Annotated in this window: 23 protein-coding genes and 4 pseudogenes; 14 read left to right on the top strand and 13 right to left on the bottom strand. The window is 70.0% G+C overall.

What is annotated here, in order from left to right; genetic code table 11:
• Positions 1 to 281 precede the first annotated feature (281 nt).
• A pseudogene (locus AB0958_RS12715) lies at positions 282 to 410 on the top strand (helix-turn-helix domain-containing protein); the annotation flags it as partial.
• 10 nt (positions 411 to 420) lie between these two features.
• Here AB0958_RS12715 and AB0958_RS12710 read toward each other — a convergent pair.
• Entirely contained in the window at positions 421 to 1,377 is a 957-nt protein-coding gene (locus AB0958_RS12710; protein ID WP_366890387.1) for a LysR family transcriptional regulator, read from the bottom strand.
• A gap of 128 nt (positions 1,378 to 1,505) precedes the next feature.
• On the opposite strand from AB0958_RS12710, the gene AB0958_RS12705 reads away from it, so the two are divergent.
• Positions 1,506 to 2,255 (top strand): SDR family oxidoreductase, encoded by a 750-nt coding sequence (locus AB0958_RS12705; RefSeq protein ID WP_366890386.1) that lies wholly within the window; start codon positions 1,506 to 1,508, stop codon positions 2,253 to 2,255.
• Positions 2,256 to 2,306: 51 nt separating this feature from the next.
• Here AB0958_RS12705 and AB0958_RS12700 read toward each other — a convergent pair.
• The 6 genes and pseudogenes from AB0958_RS12700 to AB0958_RS12675 form a co-directional block, all read right to left on the bottom strand.
• Positions 2,307 to 2,605, bottom strand: a pseudogene (locus tag AB0958_RS12700) (transposase); the annotation flags it as partial.
• Between the two features lie 207 nt (positions 2,606 to 2,812).
• Positions 2,813 to 3,766 (bottom strand): twin-arginine translocase subunit TatC, encoded by a 954-nt coding sequence (gene tatC / locus AB0958_RS12695; protein ID WP_366890385.1) that lies wholly within the window; start codon positions 3,764 to 3,766, stop codon positions 2,813 to 2,815.
• 354 nt (positions 3,767 to 4,120) lie between these two features.
• Entirely contained in the window at positions 4,121 to 4,540 is a 420-nt protein-coding gene (locus tag AB0958_RS12690; protein WP_366890384.1) for a hypothetical protein, read from the bottom strand.
• Positions 4,541 to 4,820: 280 nt separating this feature from the next.
• Positions 4,821 to 5,351, bottom strand: a complete 531-nt coding sequence (locus AB0958_RS12685; protein WP_366890383.1) for an ATP-binding protein — start codon at positions 5,349 to 5,351, stop codon at positions 4,821 to 4,823.
• A 621-nt stretch (positions 5,352 to 5,972) separates the two neighbouring features.
• Positions 5,973 to 6,761 carry a zf-HC2 domain-containing protein gene (locus tag AB0958_RS12680; protein WP_366890382.1) on the bottom strand — a complete coding sequence of 263 codons (789 nt, stop codon included), beginning with the start codon at positions 6,759 to 6,761 and terminating at the stop codon, positions 5,973 to 5,975.
• Positions 6,762 to 6,789: 28 nt separating this feature from the next.
• The gene (locus AB0958_RS12675) at positions 6,790 to 7,392 is read right to left on the bottom strand and encodes a sigma-70 family RNA polymerase sigma factor (protein ID WP_366890381.1); all 603 of its coding nucleotides are present in this window, start codon (positions 7,390 to 7,392) and stop codon (positions 6,790 to 6,792) included.
• A 935-nt stretch (positions 7,393 to 8,327) separates the two neighbouring features.
• Between AB0958_RS12675 and AB0958_RS12670 the strand changes: the two genes are divergently transcribed.
• The 4 genes from AB0958_RS12670 (at position 8,328) to AB0958_RS12655 (ending at position 10,590) form a co-directional block, all read left to right on the top strand.
• A complete protein-coding gene (locus tag AB0958_RS12670) occupies positions 8,328 to 8,624 on the top strand; it encodes a plastocyanin/azurin family copper-binding protein (RefSeq protein ID WP_366890380.1) in 297 nt (98 codons plus the stop codon).
• Positions 8,625 to 8,692: 68 nt separating this feature from the next.
• The gene (locus AB0958_RS12665; protein ID WP_366890379.1) at positions 8,693 to 9,622 is read left to right on the top strand and encodes a metallophosphoesterase; all 930 of its coding nucleotides are present in this window, start codon (positions 8,693 to 8,695) and stop codon (positions 9,620 to 9,622) included.
• Positions 9,619 to 10,068: a hypothetical protein gene (locus AB0958_RS12660; RefSeq protein WP_366890378.1), complete on the top strand. Its 450-nt coding sequence runs from the start codon at positions 9,619 to 9,621 to the stop codon at positions 10,066 to 10,068. Before AB0958_RS12665 ends, AB0958_RS12660 begins: the two co-directional genes overlap by 4 nt.
• A gap of 249 nt (positions 10,069 to 10,317) precedes the next feature.
• Positions 10,318 to 10,590 carry a hypothetical protein gene (locus AB0958_RS12655; protein ID WP_366890377.1) on the top strand — a complete coding sequence of 91 codons (273 nt, stop codon included), beginning with the start codon at positions 10,318 to 10,320 and terminating at the stop codon, positions 10,588 to 10,590.
• Positions 10,591 to 10,803: 213 nt separating this feature from the next.
• On the opposite strand, the gene AB0958_RS12650 is transcribed toward AB0958_RS12655, so the two are convergent.
• The gene (locus AB0958_RS12650; protein WP_366890376.1) at positions 10,804 to 11,709 is read right to left on the bottom strand and encodes a LysR family transcriptional regulator; all 906 of its coding nucleotides are present in this window, start codon (positions 11,707 to 11,709) and stop codon (positions 10,804 to 10,806) included.
• A 138-nt stretch (positions 11,710 to 11,847) separates the two neighbouring features.
• On the opposite strand from AB0958_RS12650, the gene AB0958_RS12645 reads away from it, so the two are divergent.
• The 5 genes and pseudogenes from AB0958_RS12645 (at position 11,848) to AB0958_RS12625 (ending at position 15,524) form a co-directional block, all read left to right on the top strand.
• Positions 11,848 to 12,666 carry a 3'(2'),5'-bisphosphate nucleotidase CysQ gene (locus AB0958_RS12645; protein WP_366890375.1) on the top strand — a complete coding sequence of 273 codons (819 nt, stop codon included), beginning with the start codon at positions 11,848 to 11,850 and terminating at the stop codon, positions 12,664 to 12,666.
• Between the two features lie 41 nt (positions 12,667 to 12,707).
• Positions 12,708 to 13,304 (top strand): NAD(P)-binding domain-containing protein, encoded by a 597-nt coding sequence (locus tag AB0958_RS12640; protein WP_366890374.1) that lies wholly within the window; start codon positions 12,708 to 12,710, stop codon positions 13,302 to 13,304.
• A gap of 3 nt (positions 13,305 to 13,307) precedes the next feature.
• Positions 13,308 to 13,766: pseudogene (locus tag AB0958_RS12635) on the top strand (extracellular solute-binding protein); the annotation flags it as partial.
• Positions 13,763 to 14,689 carry a sugar ABC transporter permease gene (locus AB0958_RS12630; protein WP_366890373.1) on the top strand — a complete coding sequence of 309 codons (927 nt, stop codon included), beginning with the start codon at positions 13,763 to 13,765 and terminating at the stop codon, positions 14,687 to 14,689. The pseudogene AB0958_RS12635 and the gene AB0958_RS12630, both read left to right, overlap by 4 nt.
• Position 14,690: 1 nt before the next feature.
• Positions 14,691 to 15,524, top strand: a complete 834-nt coding sequence (locus AB0958_RS12625; RefSeq protein ID WP_366890372.1) for a carbohydrate ABC transporter permease — start codon at positions 14,691 to 14,693, stop codon at positions 15,522 to 15,524.
• A 49-nt stretch (positions 15,525 to 15,573) separates the two neighbouring features.
• Here AB0958_RS12625 and AB0958_RS12620 read toward each other — a convergent pair.
• The 4 genes and pseudogenes from AB0958_RS12620 to AB0958_RS12605 form a co-directional block, all read right to left on the bottom strand.
• Positions 15,574 to 16,843 (bottom strand): annotated as a pseudogene (locus tag AB0958_RS12620) (sulfite oxidase).
• A 154-nt stretch (positions 16,844 to 16,997) separates the two neighbouring features.
• The gene (locus tag AB0958_RS12615; protein ID WP_366890392.1) at positions 16,998 to 17,081 is read right to left on the bottom strand and encodes a putative leader peptide; all 84 of its coding nucleotides are present in this window, start codon (positions 17,079 to 17,081) and stop codon (positions 16,998 to 17,000) included.
• A 117-nt stretch (positions 17,082 to 17,198) separates the two neighbouring features.
• The gene (locus tag AB0958_RS12610; protein ID WP_366890371.1) at positions 17,199 to 18,479 is read right to left on the bottom strand and encodes an NtaA/DmoA family FMN-dependent monooxygenase; all 1,281 of its coding nucleotides are present in this window, start codon (positions 18,477 to 18,479) and stop codon (positions 17,199 to 17,201) included.
• Positions 18,480 to 18,585: 106 nt separating this feature from the next.
• Positions 18,586 to 19,653, bottom strand: coding sequence for an LLM class flavin-dependent oxidoreductase (locus AB0958_RS12605; RefSeq protein WP_366890370.1), 1,068 nt, complete (start codon positions 19,651 to 19,653; stop codon positions 18,586 to 18,588).
• Positions 19,654 to 20,029: 376 nt separating this feature from the next.
• On the opposite strand from AB0958_RS12605, the gene AB0958_RS12600 reads away from it, so the two are divergent.
• Positions 20,030 to 21,058, top strand: coding sequence for an aldo/keto reductase (locus AB0958_RS12600; RefSeq protein WP_366890369.1), 1,029 nt, complete (start codon positions 20,030 to 20,032; stop codon positions 21,056 to 21,058).
• Positions 21,059 to 21,097: 39 nt separating this feature from the next.
• Here AB0958_RS12600 and AB0958_RS12595 read toward each other — a convergent pair whose 3' ends face one another.
• A complete protein-coding gene (locus tag AB0958_RS12595) occupies positions 21,098 to 22,021 on the bottom strand; it encodes an NmrA/HSCARG family protein (protein WP_366890368.1) in 924 nt (307 codons plus the stop codon).
• 209 nt (positions 22,022 to 22,230) lie between these two features.
• Between AB0958_RS12595 and AB0958_RS12590 the strand changes: the two genes are divergently transcribed.
• Positions 22,231 to 22,839 carry a transposase gene (locus AB0958_RS12590; RefSeq protein WP_366890367.1) on the top strand — a complete coding sequence of 203 codons (609 nt, stop codon included), beginning with the start codon at positions 22,231 to 22,233 and terminating at the stop codon, positions 22,837 to 22,839.
• A 123-nt stretch (positions 22,840 to 22,962) separates the two neighbouring features.
• Positions 22,963 to 23,751, top strand: coding sequence for a TetR/AcrR family transcriptional regulator (locus AB0958_RS12585; protein ID WP_366890366.1), 789 nt, complete (start codon positions 22,963 to 22,965; stop codon positions 23,749 to 23,751).
• The last annotated feature ends 5 nt before the right edge of the window (positions 23,752 to 23,756 follow it).

Raw genomic sequence — 23,756 nt, 5'->3', positions numbered from 1 at the left:
TTCGCCCACTGCGCATTCGTCAGATCGTGCCTCCCCACGAAGTGGATCTTGACACATCAAGATCCACTTCTGAAACGCACCCTAGGGCCGACGGAGATCACGGACGGAGCCGGATCGAGGCGACGGTGACGGTGCTGTGGAAGATGTAACCGCGCTTACTGACTTCGGGTGAACTTTCGCGAAGTCCCTGATGGGGCCGGTGTGGGGGCCGTATCCCGTGGTGTGTGAGATATGGCGATGGGGGCGGGTTGACCGCTGAGGGGCGCCGGCGCCGGGAGTCTGTGCGAATGCAGGCGGCGGAGTTGTTCGAGCAGAAGATCAAGCCGTCGGAGGTCGCACAGCGCCTGCGGGTGAGCCGGAAGTCGGCCTACCAGTGGCACCAGCTGTGGCGGGACGGCGGTGGTCAGGCCCGGCGCGTGCTCACCGGCCGGCGAGGCGACTCGGACCGGGGCGCCAATAGGCGCGGAAAGCCGCGAGTAGCGGATTGCGGTCGTCGGCGTGCGAGACGAGGACGACCTGGCACGGCTGCATCCCCTCGAGCGGGATGACGGCCACGTCGGGACGCAGGGTGCTGCGTCGATCGCCGGCGGGCAAGATGCCGAGCGAGTAACCGCCGGCGATCAGGTCGAGCTTGTCGTCGAAGCTGTCCTCGCCGCTGGGGCCGGGCGGCACCGCGGGATCGGGTCCGGCGCCGTCGCCTGCATCGCCGAAACGCGGCTCGGGCGGCCGCGGTGCGGTCCACAGCGCGGCGCTCTGCGTGCACGGGATGAACTCCTCGTCGGCGACGTCGTCCAGGCTGACGTGCTCCTTGCCGACCAGGCGGTGGGTGGCCGGGACCACCAGCACGCGCGGCTCCTCGTAGAGGACGGTGACGCGCAGCCGGTCGGCGGGCAGGGTGAACGGTTTCCGGGTGACGAGCGCGTCGATCCGGCGCTCCGTGAAGGCCCGGGTCTCGTTCCACGCCAGGTGCCGGGTGCGGATCCGCGCGTCGGGATGGGCGGCCCGCAGTGCGCGCACGGCTCCGCTGACGGCCAGGTCCTCGACGTATCCGACGGTGAGGGCACCGGCCGGCGCGGCCGCGCGCGTGACGCTCATCGCCCGCCGACTCGTGCTCAGCAGCGTGCGGGCCTGCTCCAGGAAGACCTCACCCGCCTGGGTCAGGCCAGTGCCCTGCGATGTGCGGTCGAGCAGGCGCACGCCCAGGTGCCCCTCGAGTCGCTGCATCTGTCGGCTCAGCGAGGGCTGGGCGACGTGCAGCCGATCCGCGGCGCGGCCGAAGTTCAGGCACTCGGCCACGACCGTGAAGTACCGCACGAGCCGCAGATCGAGGTCCGTGTCGTGGTCCGGCCCTTCGGTCGCCGCAGGGGTGTCGCTCATCCTCCCAGCGTACGCGCCGCCATGCATCCGGTGCATGACGCCGTGCAGAACAGGTCTTGGACGGCGCTTTCGCGCCGGCATTGACTTGAAGGGCAGGCGAAACAGCGCGACGAGCGAAGGTGTTCGACATGGGCAGGTACGACGGCAAGAGCGTCGTGATCATCGGCGGCAGCAGCGGCTTCGGGTTCACGACGGCGCAGCACCTGGTGGACGGAGGCGCGCGGGTACTGATCACCGGGCGGACCCAGACCACGCTCGACGAGGCCCGCGCGCGGCTGGGCGAGGAGAACGCGGTGGTCCTGCGCAGTGACACCGGAGACCTCGCCGACATCGACGTGCTGGCCGACCGAGTGAAGGCGGAGTTCGGCAGCATCGACGCGTTGTTCGTGAACGCCGGGGTGGCCAGTTTCGTGCCCTTCGAGTCGATGACCGCGGAGATCTACGACCAGCTGTTCACGATCAACGCCAAGGGCCCGTACTTCACGGTGCTCAAGCTGGCCCCGCTGCTCCGCGAGGGCGGCGGCATCGTGCTCACCACCTCGGTCGCGAACGTGAAGGGACTGGCGGGCAGCAGTGCGTACGCGGCGACCAAGGCGGCGCTGCGCTCGATGACCCGCAGCCTCGGCCGTGAACTGCTGCCGCGCGGCCTGCGCGTCAACGCGGTCAGCCCCGGACCGATCGAGACCGGCATCCTGGAGAGGTCGCTGCCCTCCCCGGAGGCCGTCGAGCAGACCAAGGCGTGGATGATCGCGGGCAATCCGATGCAACGCTTCGGCGAGCCGAACGAGGTGGCCAGAGCGGTGCTCTTCCTCGCCTTCGACGCGACCTTCACCACCGGCGCCGAACTCGTGGTCGACGGTGGAGCATCGCAGCTCTGACGGGCATACCGGCTGGCGGGAACGAGCTCCGCAGCAGCACTTCGAGAGGAATCACCCTGACGAGCCGAAGTCAGTATCGAATCTCGTCGCCACGGCCCAGGAACTCTTCAGCGCGTTGATCGTCCGCTCGACCTTGTTCCTTCGCTTGTAGATCGTCTTGTCGAAGCCGACAGGTCGGCCGCCCTTGCTGCCGCGGGCTTGGCGGTTGGCCCGCTGGTTCTTCGGTTCGGGGACGGTTGCTTGGTGATCTGGCGTCGGCGCAGATGGCGGCGGTTGTGACGGGAGGAGTACGCCTTCTCGCCGCCGAGACGGCCGGGCCGAGTGCGAGGGCGTCCGCCACCCCGCGGGCGTTGCTCGCGCGGGGAACCCGATCGAGGGTGCCCGTGCGGGCGACGTCATCGTGAGGGCGCAGGCCACCCCCGCCCTGGAGAGGCTGACACGCATCCTCGTTCGCCCGACACCCCCGGTACGCTCCGCCGCGCAGTCGCGGGCCGCCCGGAGTCGGTGTTGCGCTTCGGCGGGGCCTTTGCGCTCTGTGCCCTGCTGACGACCCCTCATCAGGTCACGTCGTCCTGCCCGTCGGCGCGGTCGTCGTAAGCTCCCGACTGCACGCGCAGGGCCTGGCCGACGGACACAGCTTCCACTTCACCGATGTCCTGCGGCGTGAGGTCGAGATCGGATGCCTCGTCGTCGCCGGGTCCCTCTGCCTCTCTTCGGGCCTTGCGCCGGTCATGGAGAAGCGAAAAGACGACTGCGGCGAAATAGAGCCCCCAGATCGGCGCGGCCAGCGCCAGCATGGTCAACGGGTCCGTGCTCGGCGTCGCCACAGCCGAAAAGACCGTGATCCCCACGACGGTGCCGCGCCACCGGCCGAGCATCCGCCGGCCGGACAGCACTCCGGTGAGGTTCAGCATGAGCAACAGCAGCGGCATCTCGAAGGAGAGACCAAAGACGACCACCATGCGGGTGACGAGGTCGAGCAGATCGTCCAGCGGCAGCAGGTTGTCCACCCCGTCCGGGGTGAAGTCGATCAACGCCTTCGCGGTCGTGGGCAGCACCTTGTAGGCGAAGACGGCGCCGCCGAAGAACAGCGGGACGCCCGCGCCGACGAACGCGTAGGCGTATCTCCGCTCGTGCTTGTGCAGGCCGGGGGCGACGAACGCCCACAGCTGGTACAGCCATACCGGCGAGGCCAGCACGACGCCGGCCATCAGGGACACCTTCAGCGCCAGAGTGAAAGGCGCGAGCAGACCGTTGATCGTGACCCGCGCGCAGGTGGTGTCCGTGGTCTGCTTGGCCAGATCGGCGAAGGACGTCGGGCAGCCGACCGAGTCCAGCACCGGCCTGGTGAAGAAATTGATGAGACCTTTGTAGGTGAAGGCCGCGGCGATCGTGACGACCAGGACGGCAAGGACGGCCTTGGCGAGCCGGTTGCGGAGTTCACGAAGGTGCTCCGCGAGCGGCATGCGTCCCCCGGGATCCTGCTGCTTGTTGCGGACCGACTGGGGCACGCCACGTCCTCATCTCGTGCGGCAGACCGGGAACACCGGCTCTGCGTCAGGACTTGATCGTTTCCGTCACCCCGTGGGGCGCGAACTCGTCACGGCGCCGATTGCGGCCGGTAGCGCGTCCGGGAGGCAGTCGGCCCAGGTCGGCACCGCTCACCGCGAGCTGATCCGCCCTGCCCGGCCCGAGGGCCCACGAGGGTCCTCAGACCGTTCGCTGTCACGCGCCGCGCACGCGCAGGACCGGGCTCACCGGCATGTGGGGTGCGGCGAGTGGAGTGGGACGGCTGCCGCGGGGGCGTGCCGGGTGTCGATGTCCTTGCGGCTCATGAGTCCTTCTCCTGGTCGGATCGGGTCGATTCAGGTTCTGGGACGCCCGGCGGCCGTCCAGGCGGCGTACTCCTGGCGGACGTAGAGGCGGTGGCTGGGGGCGAGCGTGATCGCGTCGGGGTGGTGCGGGCCGACCACCAGGTCGGGATGGCGACGGTCGTACAGGACGAGTTGCTCGGCGGTTTCTGCGGCGGCTGCGACCGGGCCGGGGCCGGGGTCATCGAGGGCCATCCGGTCCATGAGGGCGGCCCGTCGTAGCAGCCAGGCGCGTTCGGCTGCGGTCGCATCGACCAGGTGGCCGGTGACCGGCCCTGGCCGGCGGCCGTCGCGTTCGGCCCCGAGGGCGAGTATTCGGTGCATCTCGCGGCGCAGGTCCGGCGCATTCGCGTACGCCTCGTGCGGGGAGGGCGAGGCGCCGATGCCTTCGCCGCTGTTCGGGGGGACGTCCATGCTCACACCTCCGCCGGTGCGGCCGGCGCCGCAGCGTTGACACAGCACCGTGTCGTGGTCGTGGTCGCCGTGATCAAGGGCCGACGGATGTGCCGGGGGCCGCCTGGGCATCTGGGCCGGTCCGGGGCAGTCGTCGACGGGGCACGGCTTGTGGGCCGCGAGGGGCCACGCGGCGGGGCCGTCGGGTGCCCCGGCACCGCAGCCGCCCCTGGGACCCGTCGCCGTGCTGCGGCATCGACCCTGGCAGGAGACCGCAGGTGGTGCGGAACGCCCGGCCTGGTCATGGCGAGCACCTCAGGCAGGCGCGGACTTCGCGGCCGCCGCGCGTCTGGTGGATTTCGGTCGACTGGGCGAGGTACTGGACGATGCCGGTGCCGCGGCCATGTTCGTCGGGGGCGATGCCGGCACGGTGGCGGTCCACTTCCATGCCGGAGTCGGTGACCACGATGTGCAGAGTGCCGTCGTCGAGGACAAGCAGCAGGGTCATGCGCTCGCGGCCGTACTGGGCAGCGTTGGCAGCGAGTTCGTCGACGATGAGAACGGCGGACTCCCGCTCGCTTACGGGCACGCTCCAGGTCTCCAGCAGATCGGCCGCGAAGTGACGAGCGGCGGAGACATGTGCCTCCTGCGCAGGCAGGGTGAGTAGCGCCTCGTGGCGGCAGGGCCGGCCGAGCAGTGAACTCGGGCTGGGGGAATCGGTCACAAACATGGGCTTCTGGCTCTTCTGTGGATGTGCGGAGAGCGGAACGGGGATGACCTGCAACAACTTCGAGGCTGTCGGTAGGCTCGGATCCTGAAGCGGCGCGCTCATTCAGTTCCACGGAAGACACATGCCGATCGGTTCGAGCGGTTCACACCTTTAGCCCGACTTCTTGCGGGTAAGGTCCATGCCGACGGCCAGGCTGAGCTCATTCGCCTCTGTCAGGGGTCGACGCCGCACTCGGCCCGGTGCCTGCCGAGGCCCAGGGCGGTGCCACTGGCCACCCGGAGAGGGAGTGCACGCCCCGCCGGCGCACACACCCGTCAAGTCGGCTGAGGACGCGGCCGGTTCGCCGGAGCCGGGGTGAGTGGCACCAGCTCCCGTAAAGCGTCGGCGCGCCGCGAGAAGGCCCCCGTATCCCGGCTTTGACCTCAACCTCCTGGCGGAGGTTGAGGTGCACGCCATCGGCCCCGGACGGCCTTACGTCGATCAACCCGGCCGCGCAGGTGATCTTCTCCGGCCGGTGGCAGCCGCTTTGACCACGAACGGTCTCAGCGCGCGTGGCGCCGCTCAGCCCGTCGGCCACAGAGGCGCCGGTGCCGGAACCGGGCGGCGTGGTGGCATCGGTCGACGACGGTGATCACGTGTGCCGCCGTGCGCTCACGTCCGACAGCTGCCGTCATGTCACCGGGCAGCCGGGCCGCCCGGTGACATGACGTCCCTGGCCTCGCCTCACGCCTGGATGGTGACCAGCTTCTGGCCGTTGCCCGCGAGGATCTCGAAGTGGTTGATGTCTCCCGGGGACATGGCAACCGCCCCTGGGATCGTGGTGCCGCGCAGGTACTCGCCCGCCCGCCAGCTGGCGCCGTCCGCTCTGGCTCCGCCGGGTCCGACCGCCTGCAGGCGGCAGGTGATTCCGGCGGGTGCCCCCTTGGCGGAGACCTGCAGGACACTGCCCCAGGCAGAGGGCGTGACCTTCACCGAGGCGGAGACACCGGTGGCGGGATCGCTTCCGGAGAAGGTGCGATAGGCAGTCGGCGCGGTCGGCCCGGGCGGCGACGCCTGGCTTCCCACGGTTCCGACGGCCGCCAGCCATGTGCCGCCGACCGCTGCCGCGAGGAACGTCAGCGAGGCGGCCGCGCCGGCCAGTTGCAGACGCCAGGTCCTGCGGCGCCGGGCCGCGGCCTGCTGGAGCAGCCTCTCCAGCACCCCCTTTGCCGGCGCCTTCGACACCGCTGGCTCGGCGGGCCGTTCGGGCAGGGAGCCCTGCGCGCTTTCGGCTGCCCGTGCCACCAGCCGGTCGGCCAGGTCCGCGTCGGCCGACGGCACCGTCTGGCCCGAGACTTCGGCTTCGGTCACCGTCGCCAGCAGCGCTGGCAATCCCGCCAGCCGGGTGTGTTCGGCCCGGCACTCGGCGCATTCCGCGAGGTGGAGGCGCACCCCTTCCATTTCTGCCGAGGGCAGCGTGCCCAGGACGTATCCCCCCAGCGCCAGCCGGAAGGCGTCGTGCTCCGCACTCACGGTCGCCACCACCTCCGGCCCACCGCGGTCATGGCTCGATGCCCCGTTCCTGCAGCGCCAGCCGCAGGGCGTGCAGGGCGTAGTACGTCCGCGACTTCACGGTGCCCAGCGGGATGCCCAGCGACTGTGCGGCCTCCGCCATGGTGCGGCCCCGGTAGTAGGTCTCCAGCAGGACGGCGCGGTGGTCCGGGGACAGCGACCGGACGGCGTCGGCAACCGCCCAGCTCTGCAGTGCCTGCTCGATCTGGTCCTCGCCCGGCGTCTGCTCGTCGGCCCGCTGAAGGGCCTCGCCGCCGGCCTCGGCCGGCCTGGCCTGCCGGGCCCGGTGGGCGTCGATGACCACATGCCGGGCGACCGTGCACAGCCACGCCCTGGCCGGGCCGCGGGCGGGGTCGAACGCGTCGGGATGCTGCCACGCTCGCAGCAACGTCTCCTGCACCACATCCTCCGCCCATTGCCAATCTCCTGACGTCAGTCGCAGTACGTAGCGGAACAGGGCTCCTGCATGCTCCGCGTACAGAGTGCGCAGCAGTTCCTCATCTGCGGTCGAAAGCGTCCCTTTACCAGAGACACGGCGCGCGGAGCGATCCGGATCGGTCTTTGGACCACGCTTTCGGGAACTCCAGTGCATAGGCCGATCATCGCGCACATATACCACTTTGTCCTGTAACGCACAGCACGGGAAAGATGACGCTCCGCGCACGCCACGGGCGATATGCGCCTGCCGGACCTTGCCGCACCAAGGGGGTCGAGCGTGCGCGGCGCCCGGAAGGCCGGCTGATCCACGAGCACGCCAAGAAGTCTCATAAAAAGTGCATATCTACCGAACCATGGGACCCCCGCCGTCCGTGGAGCCGGACAAGAGCCGGCTCACGCGCACTTCCTCATGGATTCCCCATGCGGCAAAAGAAGGATCAGAGGTGACCGAGATGCACCACGCGACGGACGCGGTCCTGGCGCCGGCCAAGCCCACCCCTCCCCCGTGCAGCCCAGTAGGCGCCACCGGGACAGAACTCCGCCCGGCCCGGCATGCGCACCATCCGTACGGGCACCGCCGACCTGTCCAGAGTCACCCACGGCTCCTCATAGGGGGAACTGCCGGACGCCGCCCGCATCTTCGTGGCGCGCAAGGGCGGGTGTGCAGCGTGCGGCACGTCGCGGCGAGCCGCCGACCCGGGGCGGCACCCCTGTTCGCTCACCGGGTCCGCGAGGGACACACGCCCATGAACACGGCATCCGCCACATATTCCTGCGGTCACGTGCGCCGATCAGGCGCAGTCCCCGGCTCCGCCTGATCAGTGAGGAACGGACACCATGGACCTGAACTTTCACATACCAGGCCGGCGATCACGCGCCGCGGCCGGGCTGGCCGTCGCCGTCATCGCCACTGCCGGCTCGGTGGGGCTCCTCAGCTCATGCGGCCAGTCGTCGCACTCCTCGGCCAGTGGAGCCGGCGCCATCACACCCGGTCCGGGTCAGCATCAGACGGCGGGGATGCCCGGCGCCACGGGGTCGGGAAAAGGCTCCACTCCCGGCGCCTCGCCGATGCCCAGCATGAGCATGCCCATGAGTCCCTCGAGCACCGGCGCGGCGGCTGCGCCGGTGACCGGGAACGCGGTGGCGATCAACAACTTCGCATTCTCCCCGGCCAAGCTGAAGGTCAAGGCGGGCACGAAGGTGACGTGGACCAATCAAGACGCCGACGCCCACACCGTCACCAGCGCCGGATCGGGCGGCCCGTTGCATTCGGCCGCCCTGGCCACCCTCGCCACCTACAGCTACACGTTCACCAAGCCCGGCACCTACGCCTACCTCTGCACCATCCATCCGTTCATGACCGCCACCGTGGAGGTGACCCGATGACCGACTACTACGGCAGTCACGACGGAGCACTGGCAGACGACGCCGGTCGGCCCGATACCGAACACGGCATGACTCGACGTCAACTCATGCGGCACGCAGGGTGGTTCGGCGGCGCGGTGGTACTGACCGTGGCCGGCGGAGAGGTGATCAGCCACATCGCCGGTCCCCGAGGCACCAGCGTCGGGGCCGCGGCAGGCGCCGCCGCAACGGAGAGCGGCACGCTGCGGTTCGTACAGGTCTCCGACAGCCATATCGGGTTCCAGGGCCCGGCGAACACGAATGTGGCCGGCTCCTTCGCCGAAGCGATCAAGCAGGTCAACTCGCTCGGCTTCAGACCTGACTTCGTCATGCACAGCGGCGATCTGACCCACCTGTCCACGGCCGGGCAGTTCGACCAGGTCAAACAGATGATGACCGGCCTGAAGACCGACCGCGTCTTCACCGTGCCGGGCGAGCACGATTCCATCGGCGATGTGGGCCGCGCCTACCGGCGCACCTTCGGCATGGGCACGCTCGGCGATGGCTGGTACAGCTTCGACACCCACGGCGTGCACTTCATCGCCCTGGTCAACACCCTGAGCCTGGAGAAGCTCGGTCACCTTGGCACCGACCAGATCGACTTCGTTCGCAAGGACACCGCCGGACTGTCGTCGGACACCCCCATCGTGGTCTTCAGCCACATTCCGCTGTTCGCCATGTACCCGAAGTGGGGCTGGAGCACCGACGACGCCCTCAAGGTCATCGCGCTGCTGCGCCGCTTCTCCTCCGTCACCTGTCTCAACGGGCACGTCCACCAGTTGTTCACCAAGACCGAGGGCAACATCACCTTCCACTCCGCCACCACCACCGCCTACCCCCTGCCCAAACCGGGCCGCGCTCCCGCCCCCACCCCGCAGGTCGTTCCCGCCCGGCAGCTCAAAGAAGCCCTCGGCATCCGCAGCGTCGGCTACCGCCAGGGCGACCGCGAACTGGCCGTCAAGGAGCAGAGGCTGGCATGAACACCCGAAGATTCCTCGCCCCCACCCTGCGGTCGATGACCGCCGCGACCCTCGCTGTCAGCGGATACATCCACGCCCAGCTCTACCTCGACGGGTACCGCTTCATCCGTGTCATCGGCCCCCTGTTCCTGCTCCAGGCCTGCGCTTCCTTCTCCCTCGCCGCCCTGCTGCTGATCGGAACCCCGCCCCTGCTGCTGAGGGCCGCCGCGGCAGGCGTCGCGCTCGGGGCTCTCGGCGGCTTCGCCGCTTCGCGCACCGTAGGAGTGTTCGGATTCACCGAGCACGGTCTGCGGCCCGAGCCCCAAGCCGCCCTCAGCCTCCTCGCCGAAACCGGCACGCTGCTGCTCCTCGCCATCTGGCAGGTGGCCATGACCAGACAGCCCCGCGTCGCCCGAGCGCCCGTCAGCACACCCGACTGGGCCACCACCCGCCCACCACCCAACTGAACCACCATCACGAAGCCGCCGCCCGTAACACCTGCGTCCTGGCTCGGGGTGCGGCGGGCGGGCCCGGCAAAGCCACACAGTGTGGCTGCCGTACCCGAACAGACAGGCCGACGGGGCGCACCCGGCTGCGTCCCGCCGACCGGCACCGCCACCTCCAGCATGCCGCTGCTACAGCACACCCCGCCCGCGCACACCGACGGCGTCGGGAGGCGGGCAAGTCGCAACGCTCGAACACACCGGAGTACCCCCATGTACCTGGAACCGCGCCCAGGAAGCGCCTGGCCGAGCCCGTACCTGCGCGAACTGAAGAATGCCGTTCACGCCCTGCTCGGCCTGGACGACGACACCGCCGTCATCATCCGCCAACTCACCAGTGGCGAAGTCGGCCGTCGGTCGTTGGAGACCGTCGTCGCGGTGCTGCCCATGGACGGTGAGGCCCACTGCTGGACGCTCCACCGCCCCGCCGAGCAGATCACCGAGAACGAGCTACGGGCCACCCTGCTCCCCCACCGACCGAGCTGACCGTCGCCGCACCGACGGGCGTACCGAGCAGGAAGATCGAACAGGCCGAGCAAGGTTTTGCCACACCACTCGTTCCACCGCACCTCGAAGTGCAGGTTCCGTCAGCGTAGTCGGCTTTGATCGGACCGAAGGTGCCCCAACGCCGACTTCACTGACAGGTACTCACGCCTCCGGGAAGGGCTCCGCTCTCGCTTCGCGCGCCACGGGCGCCGATTACGACGCTCCGGGCGGGGTCAGCGCGGTGCGCGCCAGCCCTCGCAGCCAGGCGTGGGCTTGGTCGGTGTCGTAGCGCTGATGCCACGACAGGTAGACCGGTGCCGACGGCAGTTCGAGCGGGAGGGGGAGCACGACCAGGCCGAGGTCGGCGACCGCCGACCTCGTGGTGGCCTCGGGGGCGCTGATCAGGATGTCGGAGCCGCGCGCGAACTGCAGCGCGGCCGCTTCCGTGGGCGCGGTCGCCACCACGCGGCGGGTGAGGCCGAGCCGCGCGAGGGCGTCGTCGATGGCGTTGCTCAGGTTTCCGCGTCGCGAGACGGTGACGTGCTCAGCGGCGGCGTACTGCTGTGGGGTGACGGTCCTGACCCGGGTGAGGGGGTGCCCCTGCCTCGCGACGATGACGAGGCGGGTCTCGCCCACGTTCTCGGCTCGGATGTCCGGTGCGCTCGGGCGGTTGGCGTTCGCCTCCAGGTCGACCTCGCCGCGCCGCAGCTCGGGGGTGTCGATGCTCGATTCCGCGACGAAGCGCAAGCGCACGCCCGGCGCCTGTCCGCGTACGGCCGCGAGCAGTGCGGGGCCGCTCAGGGCGACCAGGGAATCGTGCCAGCGAAGTGTGAAAGTGCGCTCCAACGTTGCCAGATCGAGTTCTCGGCTCGGTGCCAGCACCCCCTGGACCTGGTGCAGCAGCTCATGCACCTGTTGCCGGACGGCGATCGCATACGGCGTCGGGGTCATCGTGCGGCCGGTGCGCACCAGGATCTGATCCCCGGTCGTGCGCCGAATCCGGCCCAGACTCCGGCTCATCGCGGGGGCGGTGACATGCAGGCGTGCCGCCGCTCCGGCCACACTGCCCTCCTCCAGCAGCGCGTCGAGCGCGGCGAGCAGATTCAAATCCAATTGCATTTGAGTAATCCTAACCGTGCCTGACATGCATTTGAAGTTAATCGAGTGACTGCATACCGTGAGGTGAACGCGCAGGAAGCAACGCGCGGTTCGGCCCTCGACCGGCCTCAGAACCCCTCCTCAGACGGGAGCACCACCATGTCCGAAACGCTTCAGACCATCGACGTCGCCGCCTCCGACGCCGACCTGCTCGTCCAGACCGCGATCGCCGTGCGTGAGGCGGGTGCGGCCCTGCGCGACCGCTTCGGCGAGGTGGTCCGGTACCGGACCCGCGAAGAGCTCATGCGCGCGCTCGCCGCCAACGACGACACGGCCCTCGACATCCTGCGCCCCCGCCTCACGCGCCTGCGCCCGGGCGCCCGCTGGGTGGCGGACGAACTGGACGGCGGGGCGCTGCCGTCCGGTGAATGGTGGGTCGTGGATCCGGCCGAGGGCAACGTCAACCACCTGCACGCCCTGCCGGAGTGGGCGGTGACCGCCACCCTCGTGCGTGAGAACCAGCCGGTGCTCACCGCGGTCCACCTGCCGCTGACCGGCGAGACCTACACCGCGCAGGCCGGCGCGGGCGCCCACCTCGACGGCCGGCCGCTGCACGTCTCCCGGACCGCGGACCTCGGCCTCGGCATCGTGGCCACCAGCCAGGCCCGGCCGGACGAGGACGAAGAGGTCGTGCGGCGCGTCGGCTCCTCGATCACCGCGATGCTCTTCGACGCGCTCGTCGTCCGCACCGCCGTGCCCGCGACCCTGCACCTGCTGAACGTGGCCGCCGGCCGGATCGACGCCTTCTGGCAGTTCGCCGGTGCCCGCGCGGACCTGCTCCCCGGAGCGCTGCTCGTCACCGAGGCCGGCGGACGGATCTCCGACGCCGAGGGCCGCCCCTGGACCCCAGGGAGCCAGAGCTTCCTGGCTGCCGCGCCCGGCGTCCACGCCGGGGCCGTATCCACGCTCTCGCGCTGACCGCGCACCACAGCCCGCACGCACGGAAGGACCAGATCATCATGACCACGATCGCAGTTCTCGGAAACGGCCGCGTCGGCGGCAACCTGGCCGCAGCCCTCGCCCGGGCAGGACACGAAGTGACCGTGGCGGACCGCACGCCGGGCGTCGCCGCGGACGCCGCCCGGACTGCCCGGATCGTCGTCAACGCCACCCCGGGTGCCGGGTCGCTGGACCGGCTGGCCGCGCTACGCGAAGAACTCCGGGACAAGATCCTCGTCGACGTCTCCAACGCGACCACCGACGGACCGGACGGGCTGCCCGCCGATCTGATCTACCCCGGCTCGAGCCTCGCCGAACAACTCCAGGAAGCGCTCCCCGAAACGCGCGTCGTCAAGACGCTCAACACCATGCTCTTCCCGGTGATGACCTCGCCGGCCACGCTCGCCCGGACTCCGACCGCGTTCCTCTCCGGCGAGGACCCGCAGGCCAAGCAGACCGTCCGCGACCTGCTCACCGACCTCGGCTGGCAAGGGGAATGGATCACCGACCTCGGCGGGATCCGGACCGCCCGCGCCACAGAGGCCGCGATCCTGTTCGTACCGCACGTCATCCGGTCCGCCGGATTCACACCCTTCGCGATCTCCATCGCCCGCTGACTGCTGCCCCAGGTGCACAAGGAACTCGGCGACGACTTCGGGGTGCTGCCGTTCCCCAAGGACGGATCGGGCGCACCCTCCGTCCCCGTCGGCGCGTACGGGGCCGCCGTCAGCGCCCGCAGCAACCACCGGGCCGCGGCCAAGGCCTTCGTGAAGTGGCTGTGGGTCGAACGCACCGACTACCAGGAGGACTTCGCGCTCTCCTACGGCTTCCACATCCCCGCCCGTCTCTCCCTCGCCAAGGAGGCCGACAAGCTGAAGACGGGCGCGGCAGCCGAGGCCGTTCGCCTCACCACCGAACACGGCTACGCGCAGCCCCTGTTGTGGACCCCGGCCGGTCAGACCGCCTATCAGGACGCGCTGAGCCGGATCATCAGGAGTGGGGCGAACCCGGAGACCGAGCTGCGGGCGGCCGTCCGGAAGGTGGCGGCCGAACTGGACCGGGTGAGGAAGAAGTCGTGACGGCGGAAGTCGTCACGGCCCGACGCAGAGGGCGCAACCGCACGCTCTGGTTCTGGATCTTCGTCGGCCCGTTCGCCCTCGGGCTGGGTCTGTTCACGTACGTCCCGCTGCTGTGGAGCGTCGCCCTCAGCTTCTTCGACGCCCACAACACCGTGACGCCCACCGATTTCGTCGGCCTCGGCAACTACACGGCCTTGCTGTCGGACGACGCCTTCGTCGAGAGCCTGCGCACCTTCCTGGTCTTCACGGCGTTCATCGTGCCCACGACGTACGTGTGCTCACTGGCCCTCGCCCTGATGGTCAACCGGGTACGCAGGGCGCGGGCGTTCTTCCGGTCGGTGTTCTTCCTTCCGGCGGCGTGCAGTTACGTCGTCGCCGCCCTCGTCTGGAAGATGTCCGTCTTCAACGGAGTGCGGTTCGGGCTCGCCAACACCGTGCTCGGCTGGTTCGGCGGTGATCCGGTCGCCTGGTTGTCCACCACCGATCCGCCCTGGTACTGGCTGGTGATCGTGTCGGTACGGCTCTGGCTCCAGGCGGGCTTCTACATGATCCTCTTCCTGGCCGGGCTGCAGCGGATCGACCCCGGGCTGTACGAGGCCGCCGCGGTCGACGGCGCCCGGCCCGGCTGGCAGGTGCTGCGGAACATCACCCTGCCCCAGCTGCGTGCCACGTCGGTCGCGGTCGTCCTGCTCCTCGTCATCAACGCCTTCCAGGCCTTCGACGAGTTCTACAACCTCCTCTCGGACGCCCGCGGTTACCCGCCCTACGCCCGTCCGCCGCTCGTCTACCTCTACTACGTCGCCCTCGGCCAGGGGCAGAACCTCGGGCTCGGCAGCGCGGGCGCGGTGATCCTCTCGCTGATCATCGTGGTGGTGACGGTGGGCCAGGCACGCTGGTTCGGTCTGGGCAGGAGGGAGGAGTGAGATGGAGGACGCGGTGGTACGGGTCGGACGCGCCCTGCGGCTCGTCCTGCTGATCGCGCTGACCCTGCTCTTCCTCATCCCCTTCTATCTCCTCGTGCGCAACGGGCTGTCGAGCGAACAGGACATCACGGCTCCCGAATGGACCTTCTTCCCCTCCAGGGTGCGCTGGGGGAACGTGCGGGAACTCTTCGACGACACCTCCGTTCCCTTCGCCCGCTCGCTGTTCAACTCCGCGCTGATCGCCGTCGCCACGACGCTCGGCACCCTGCTGCTCGCCTCGCTCGCCGGGTACGGCCTCGCCCGCATCCCCTACCGGCACGCGAACAAGGTCTTCTACGCCGTCCTCGGCACGCTGATGGTCCCGGCCACCGTCACCTTCGTCCCGAGCTTCGTCCTCGTGTCGTCGCTGGGCTGGATCTCGACGTATCGGGGGCTGATCGTCCCGACGCTGTTCTCGGCCTTCGCCTGCTTCGTCTTCCGGCAGTACTTCCTGGGCTTCCCCACGGAGTTGCAGGACGCGGCGCAGGTCGACGGGCTGGGCCACTGGCGGACGTACTGGCTGATCGTCGTACCGAATGCACGGCCCGTCTTCGCCCCTGTGGGGACGATCGTGTTCATCGGCGCCTGGAACTCCTTCCTGTGGCCGCTGGTGATCGGGCAGGACCGCGACGCCTGGACGGTGCAGGTGGCCCTGTCCTCCTTCACCACGTCCCAGGTCGTCAGGCTCCACGAGCTGTTCCTCGCGGCGGCCGTGTCGATCCTGCCGTTGCTGGTCGTGTTCCTGTGCTTCCAGCGGTGGATCACGGCGGGCGTGGAACGGTCCGGGATCGACTGACGGGGCAGACGCCAGAAGATCGTCGTCGTTCGGGGAAAGCATGCCGGCGTCAGAGCACGGTCACCGGGTGGCACCACCGCGTCGAACAGATAGCCCTGCGTGTTGAACACGGCGCTGTCCGGCTGGGTGTGGCCCGCCGTGTCCGTGGCGCGTGCCAGCACATGTGTCGGGCCGGGCGCACCAGGTGTCCAGGGGACGGACCAGCGCGTCCAGGTGCCGGAACGCGGCCGGTCGTGCAGTCGGGCCCGCCGCCACTGCGTCCCGCCGTCGGTGCTGACGTCGACCCGCGCGACGGCGCCCTCACCCGACCAGGACCGGCCGTGCAGCACCTGGCTCTCCCCCGCCCGGAACGTCGCGCCGCTCGCCAGCTCGAAGGCGCTCTTGATCGTCTGCCGGGTCAGCGGCGCACTGCCCTCCTGCGGGTAGGCGGGGCCGAACAGCCGGTAGAAGGTGGTGTTCCACGGCGAGTACAGCGGCTGTGCCGACACCTCGATGTCGCCGACCCATTTGATCGAGGCGATCCCCACCCACGAGGGCACGAGGACCCGCACCGGGTGGCCGTGGTCGTAAGGAAGCGGCTCGCCGTTCATCTCGTACGCGAGCAGCACGTCGTCCAGAGCCTTGGCCAGCGGCAGCGGGCGACGCACCCGGCCGAGGCTCTCGCCGCCGCTGACGTACTCGGCGTCGAGGCCACGGGGTTGCACGTCGACGGCGTACGAGGACAGCCCGACCCTGTGCAGTACGTCGGCCAGGCGCACCCCGCGCCAGCGCGCGACGCCGACCGCGCCCAGCGTCCATGGGGTGCCGGTGACCGTCTCGCCCTGTTGTGTCGAGTAGTGACTGCGGCCGTTTCCCGCGCACTCGACGAAGGCGGTACGGGTGACGGTCGGCAGAGCGCGCAGATCGTCGTACCCGAATTCCACCGGCCTGTCCTCGGCGGGTGCGCCGCGCAGCCCGTCACCCCACAGTCTCAGCCGCCAGTCGGCGGCGTCCAGGACGGGCGTCGCGGTGTGGTTGCGGACGAAGAACAGGGCGTTGGGGGTGTGGTGGCCGGTGCCAGGCAGCGCCTCCCAGCGGGTCTCGGCGTTGGTGCCGCGCTGGATGAACCACTCGGGCGGCAGCGGTTTGAGGATCGGCGAGTCGGCGGCGCGAGCGGGATCGGGCACCGGGAGTGCGCCGACGGCGGCGGTGGCGGCCAGCAGCGTCAGCAGCCGGCGCCGCGTGACCCCGTCCGCTCTGGCCTCCCCTGCGAGCCACTGGCGCAGCCTGCGGCGGTCGTGGGCGATCTCGTGGTGGGCGGCGGAACCGGCAGCAGACATGGCTGTCCCGTCATGGGTGAGGGATGGGGACGGGCGCCCGCGCGGAGCGCGGCACCGACGCGCCAGGAGCGTCCTCGGCAGGCCCGCGGAGACGGAAACCGACAGCGCGTGCGCGACGCGGCCGTCGAAGAAGAGACCCCGGGGAGAAGACCGATCAGCCGGGGAACCGACACAGCGCGGCGGCGACCCGGACGAGGTCCACGGCGCGGCGACGGGTCAGAGGCTCCGGCGGAGACATGACGCGATGCAAGCACGTCGTCCAGTCGGTGTCAACGAAGATGTGGTGAACGGTAGTTGGGATTCGGTGAAGCGGTGATCCGCGCCCGGGACCGGTAGGTCCCGGGCGCGGCTCGGTTCAGACCCGGGCGGGTGCCGCGTCGGGGGCCGGCAGTTCGAGTCCGAGGTTCTCGCGGAGCGTCGTGCCGGTGTAGTCGGCGGCTACGATCTTCCGTTTGCGCAGCTCGTGCAGGAGACCGTTGACGACGAAGTCGTGCTGGCGTGGGTCCGCGAGACCGCCCAGCGAGATCACGTCCAGGACGCCTGCGCGGAAGCGTTCCTCGACGGCGTCGGCGAGTTGCTCTGGAGTTCCCGCGGCCGCCCAGTGTCCGGTGTCCTGTGCCGCGATGATGAGCTCCCGCAGCGTGTGGCCCTGCCGCGCGTAGCCGGTGAAGATGTCGACCCGGCCACGGCGGCGGTTCACCGACGCCACGTCGGGCAGCAGGCTCTCCGGCAGGGGTGCGTCGAGCGGAAGCTCCGACAGGTCGACTCCACCGCCGAGCATGTCGGCCAGCCGGCCACGGCCGCGGTCGAAGTCGATCGACTCCCGCTTCTCTCGTACGAGCCGCTTCGCCTCCTCCTCGGTGGCGCCGTACGTGGCATGGAGCGAGCTGAAGATCAGCGGCAGTCCGTCGGCCCGTCCCAGGCTCCGGGCCTGGTCGCGGATCTTCCGGGTGAAGTCCAGGGCGTGGTCGAGGGTGGGCAGCGACGTGAACACGATCTCCGCGTAGCGGGCGCCCAGCGCCGTCCCCGCCTCGGACTGCCCGGCCTGTATCTGCACCGGGCGGCGCTGCGGCAGTGGCGGGATGTTCAGCGGACCGCTGACGGTGAAGAACCGGCCGGAGTGGTGGATCGGGTGCACCCGGTCGCGGTGCAGCACCGCCCTCCCGTCCGCACCGGCCGTCAGCGCGCCGGGTTCCCAGCTGTCCCACAGCGCGTTGACCACGTCCAGCGTCTCCGCGGCGCGCGCGTAGCGCTCCTCCGGGCTGGGCAGTTCGCCGGCGCCGAAGTTCTCCTCACCGATCGAGGAGGTCACCAGGTTCCAGGCGGCCCGCCCGTTGCTGACGTGATCGAGGGTGCCGAAGAGCCGGGCCAGGTTGAACGGGTGGTGGAAGGTGCTCGACACCGTCGCGATCAGGCCGATCCGCGAGGTCACCTGGCTCAGCGCCGAGACGAAGACCAGCGGCTCCTGTGAGCCGATCGCACCCTGGGCGTCGAACCTGAGCAGGTCGGCGGTGAACAGCGCGTCGAACCGCGCCGCTTCGGCGAGCCTCGCCACCCGCACGGCGGTGTCCAGGGTGGATCGGGTCGGGTCGATCGCCAGGTCGTACGTCTCCGACGTGCCACCGGCTCCGGTCACGGTCTTCAGTGTTCTGGGCTGCTCTGCGCTCACTGTTCATCCGTTCTCATCGATGTCGCCGGCATCCGGGAGGGGCGGCTTTTCTGGTGGATCGCTCGCACGACGGTCAGCGCAGCAGGGGCAGCACCTGGTCTCCGACACGGCTGATCTCCTGCTTGTAGGGGGTGTCGGAGAGGACGAAGTGGGTGATGCCGAGCTTGCGGTAGTTCTCCAGCGCCGTGGCGACGTCGGCGGCCGAGCCGACCAGCCAGGTGGTCCCCGCTCCCCCGCCACCGAACTTTCCGGGGGTGGTGTACAGGCAGGTGTCGAGCACCTCACCCCGAGCGGCGAGGTCGAAGAGCCGCCGCTGCCCGACGGCGGTCCTGCGGTCCCCCGCCCAGGTCAGTTCCTTCCCGCCCTCCGCCGCCATCCTCGCGACCCGCTGCTCGGCCGCGCGCCACGCCTCCTCGGTGGTGTCGCGCACCACCGTGGTGATCCGCAGCCCGAACTCCAGCGGCCGGTGCCGGCGGCCCACCTGCTCGCTCAACGCCTTGAGCCGGTCGATCCGTTCGGCAAGTCCGTCGAGCGGCTCGCCCCAGAAGAGCTGGACGTCCGCCTCCGCCGCCGACACCCGCTCGGCGGCCTCGGAAGCACCGCCGAAATAGAGCGTCGGATGCGCTCTCGCGTCGGCCGGGTACGGACGTGGGGCCACCGTGGACCGGCCGACCTGGAAATGCTCGCCGTCGAACGTCACGTCCTCCTCGGTCCACAGCCGTCGTACGAGATGGAGGAACTCCCTGGTGCGGTCGTACCGTTGCGCGGGATCACTGCGCGTGTCCCCGTACGCGGCCAGGTTGTCCAGTCCGCTGACGATGTTGACCAGGACCCGGCCGCGGCTGAGCTGGTCGAGTGTCGCCGCCGCACTGGCGAAGTGAGCCGGCTGCCAGTAGCCGGGACGGATCGCGATCAGGGGCTTGAAGGTGGTGGTCCGGGCGGCCAGCGCGGTGGCGACGGTGAAGGTGTCCGGGCGCCCCCATCCGGTTCCCAGGAGCGCGCCGCCCCAGCCGTGTTCCTCGGCCGTGCGGGCGAGGTCGGTGGAGTACTCGACGGAGCCCCAGCCGGTCGTCGTGTCGTCACCGCGGTGCCCCGGCTCGACGGTGTTGGGGATGTACCAGAGGAATTCCGGGCTCATCATGCTTCCGATCGCTGTGCGGGGTGGTGGCCGTCGGAGGGTGCCTCGGACACTGCGCGCGGATCGGTGTCGAACACGGACGCCCGGGGCAGCCGGACGTCCGTCCTCGCAGGTCAAAGTGGCGACGGCACGCGACAGTGGAACGGCGAAAGGGGCCAGGGGATCAACACTGCGCGCTGGACACGCGTACGAGGTCGACACATCGCTCGCTGGTGAGCAGCAGGACCTCGGGCATGGGATCGAGTCTCCGAGTGATGGATCGGAATGTCAATGTGCCCGATCCGCTGCACCGCCGGTGCGGAGCCACCCGCCAACTGCCGCTTCCGGCCTGGTTGTATTTCTCCTGTCTCCTGTCCCCACCTGAACGGAGCTTCCACGCATGACATTCGGCGCTCCTTCCCACCGGGCGGCCGACGACCGCTACGAAAAGCTCGGCGAACACCGCAGGGCCGGCGACTCGGGCCTCGTCCTCCCCGCCTTCTCGTTCGGCCTCTGGCAGAAGTTCGGCGCCGACCGCCCCTACACGACCCGGCGCGACATCGTGCTGCACGCGTTCGACCTCGGCATCACCCACTTCGACAACGCCAACCGTTACGGTCCACCCGCGCGCGCCGCCGAGGAGTTCTTCGGCACCGTGTTGCGCAGGGACCTCGCGCCCTACCGGGACGAGCTCGTGCTGTCGACCAAGGCCGGCAACCCGCTCGGCCCGAGTCCCTACCTGAAGGGTGGTTCCCGCAAGTCACTGCTGGCCTCGCTGGATCACAGCCTGCGCGACCTCGGCACCGACTACGTCGACATCTTCTACAGCCACAGCCCCGACCTCTGCACTCCGCTGGAGGAGACCGTCGGAGCCCTGGTGACGGCGGTCCGGTCAGGAAAGGCGCGCTACGCGGGCATCTCCAACTACACCCCTGAACGGGCGCACGAGGCCGCGGAGTTGCTGCGCCGGGCCGGAGTCCCGCTGCTGGTCCACCAGCCGCGTTACTCGATCTTCGACCGCACCCCGGAACTCAACGGTCTGTTCGATCTCGCCGCCCGGGACGGCTTCGGCCTCGTCGTCTACAGTCCGCTCGCCCAGGGACTGCTCACCGACAAGTATCCCGACGGCACGATCCCCCCGGGCGCCCGCGCCCGCGACAGCGCCTTCCTGTCGCCCGACGCCGTCGACGACACCTACCGCGAGCGGGCCACGGCACTCGACGAGATCGCCCGGCGGCGGGGCCAGTCGTTGGCGCAGCTGGCACTGCAGTGGGCCCTGCGACAGCCCCAGGTGACCAGCGCACTCATCGGCGCGAGCTCCACGTGGCAACTGGACCACAACCTCAAGGCGCTCGAGTTCCCGCCGCTGACGGACGAGGAACTCGGCCTGATCGACCGGTACGGCGTCCACGGAACCGGCTCCCGCTGACACGGCTCCCCACCAGCGGGCCGCAGTCACGTCATTGCTTCACAGTCCCGGAGACGCGGTTTCGACGAGCCTCTTCCGCAGGGAGTCGGCGCCGGATTCGGCGAGCCAGTGCGCGAGGGTCCGCAGTCCGGGATGGATCACCCGCAGCGCCTCGATGTCGGCGTGCCAGCGCGATCCGGCTGCCCAGCGTCCCCGCACCCGGGCGATCTCGGGGTGGAGTGCGGTGGCCTCGGCGTGGGTGAGCTGCTCGTAGCGCACGGTGACCCCGGTGGCCTCGCTGATCGCGGCGACCGCCTCGACCGGGGTGGGGGCGTCCCCGGCCAGTTCCAGACTCCGTCCCGCGAACCGGTCCGGCCGGTCGAAGACCAGCGCGGCGAACTCGGCGATGTCCTCCACCGCGATGATCTGGACGGGTTCGTCCGGCGGGAAGATGTGCCGGTGCACGCCATGGACGATGCCGTCGAGGCCGATGGGCGTCGAACCCAGATAGTTCGACATGAACCGCACCGGACGCAGCGCGGTCACCGACCGGATCCGTTCACGCAGGTAGTCCTCGATGCGTTTCTTCCCCTCGGAGCCGCCCGGGCGGCCCGGCGTGGACGCGACTCCGGTGAACACGACGTGCTCGACTCCCGCCGCGGCCGCGGCATCGATCAGTGCCCGGCCCCGGGCGAACTCCAGCTCCACGTCCGCGCCGGTCGGCCCGAACGCCACGGGCGGTACGGCGAACAGTGCCGCTGCCCCCTCCAGCGCGGCGGGCAGACTCGACGGGTCGTCGAAGTCGCCGCGCACGAGCTCCGCTCCGGCGTTTTCCAGTGATGCGGCGGCGGGCGCGGTCGTGTCCCGCACCAGCGCGCGCACCGGCCTTCCGGCCGCCAGGAGCCGGTGTGCGGTGGCACCGCCCTGCCGACCGGTCGCACCGGTCACGACGACCAAGCGGTCAGTGGTCCTTACGTTGGTCATCGGTTTGGTCCAGCCATTCGTAGGGTTGGGGCATCCGAGGGGCGTGAGGTGTGGCTTTCAGTGGTCTGCCGACCGTGGCTTCCTATGACTGGCCGTCTCACGCCCCGCGACGACTCGGCCGCTGATTGGGATTTGCGAACAGATCGCTGTGTAAGGACCTGCCGGCGAGGTCGTCTGCGGACACGACAGGCACGAGCGCCGGAGGGACGATGGGCTGCATATGGGCCGGGGTGGACATCGGCAAGACGCACCACCACTGTGCGGTGATCGATACGGACGGCAGACACCTGCTGTCCCGCCGGGTGGCCAACGACGAACCCGAGCTGCTCGCCCTGATCGCTGACGTCCTGAACCTCGGCCACGAGAAGGTCGACGAGATCGACAAACTCATCGAGGGACGGTTTCGCAGCCACGGCCAGGCCGAGGTGATCGTCAGCCTGCCCGGGATCGGCCCCTTGCTCGGCGCCGAGTTCCTGGCCGCCACGAGCGGGGACATGGCTCGCTTCGGTACTCCTGACCGCCTCGCGGGCTTCGCCGGCCTGGCCCCGGCTCCCCGCGATTCCGGACGCATCAGCGGCAACCTGCACCGCCCCGCCCGCTACCACCGCGGACTGCAACGGGTCTTCTATACCTCCGCGCTGATCAGCATCCGCTGCTGCGAGGAGTCCCGCCGCTTCTACGATCGCAAACGCTCTGAGGGTAAACGGCACGTCCAGGCCGTACTCGCCCTGGCCCGCCGACGCGTCAACGTCCTGTGGGCCCTGCTGCGTGACGGACGGTGCTACCAACTCACACCACCCGCGACCGAGGCGGCTTGACATCTTCATTGGGAGTCATGTCGTCCTCCGCCCCGGGACGGTCGGTGGACAGGTGGGGTTGGACCCGGGGTCGATGTGGAATGCTCCACCCGGTTGAGTGGCACGGACAAGGGATTACGTGACATGACCGCAGCTCCCCGGGACGCGAGCCGGGCCGATGCCCGCCGTAACCGCAGGAAGGTGCTCGCCGCCGCCTCGCAGGCGTTCGACGAGCACGGCCTGGACGTCTCGCTCGGCGCGATCGCGCGGCAGGCGGGGGTCGGCGCCGGCACCGTCTACCGGCACTTCCCCAGCAAGGAGATCCTGCTGGAGGCCGTACTCGTCCAGCAGCTGGACGACCTCGTGGAGACCGCTCGACAGTGGGCGGCGCGAACCGACCCCGCCTCGGCACTCCTCGGCTTCCTCCTGGAGGTCGTCGACACGTCCCACGGGCGCAAGCACACATGCGACGCCTTGACCACCCGGACGAGCTGGCCACGGCCGAGCCTGGCCGCGTCGGCGCGACGCTTCCGACAGGCCCTTGACCACATGCTTCGCGCGGCCCAGCGCGGCGGCGGCGTCCGCACCGACGTGAACGCGGACGATGTCGCAGCCCTGACCGTCGGGTGCGCGACGATGCGGGCCGCGCACCGCGACCGCGACGGAGGTGCCCGCATGGTGCGGCTGGCACTGGAGAGCCTGCGGGCGCCCTCGTCCGTCACGCAAGGCCAGGGGTTTCGTGACATCCCCGGTGCTTTTCACACAGCGTCACAGTGCGAGGAATGCGGCGCCTGGCTCGAGCTCCGGCCCACCGGCCGGCCCGCCCGGTACTGCGGAGCGACCTGCCGACAGCGAGCACATCGACGCCGCCTCGGCACGGCGTCAGGTATGCCTGGTGGAGGACGGTTCGCTGGAACCGGAGACGTCGAGTAGGCCGA

Origin of the sequence: Streptomyces sp. NPDC006655 (assembly GCF_040703965.1) — a bacterium.
In the GTDB taxonomy this organism is placed as follows: Bacteria; Actinomycetota; Actinomycetes; order Streptomycetales; family Streptomycetaceae; genus Streptomyces.
Note: the sequence above shows the minus strand (reverse complement) of the source record. Positions and strands in the feature narration are given on the sequence as shown.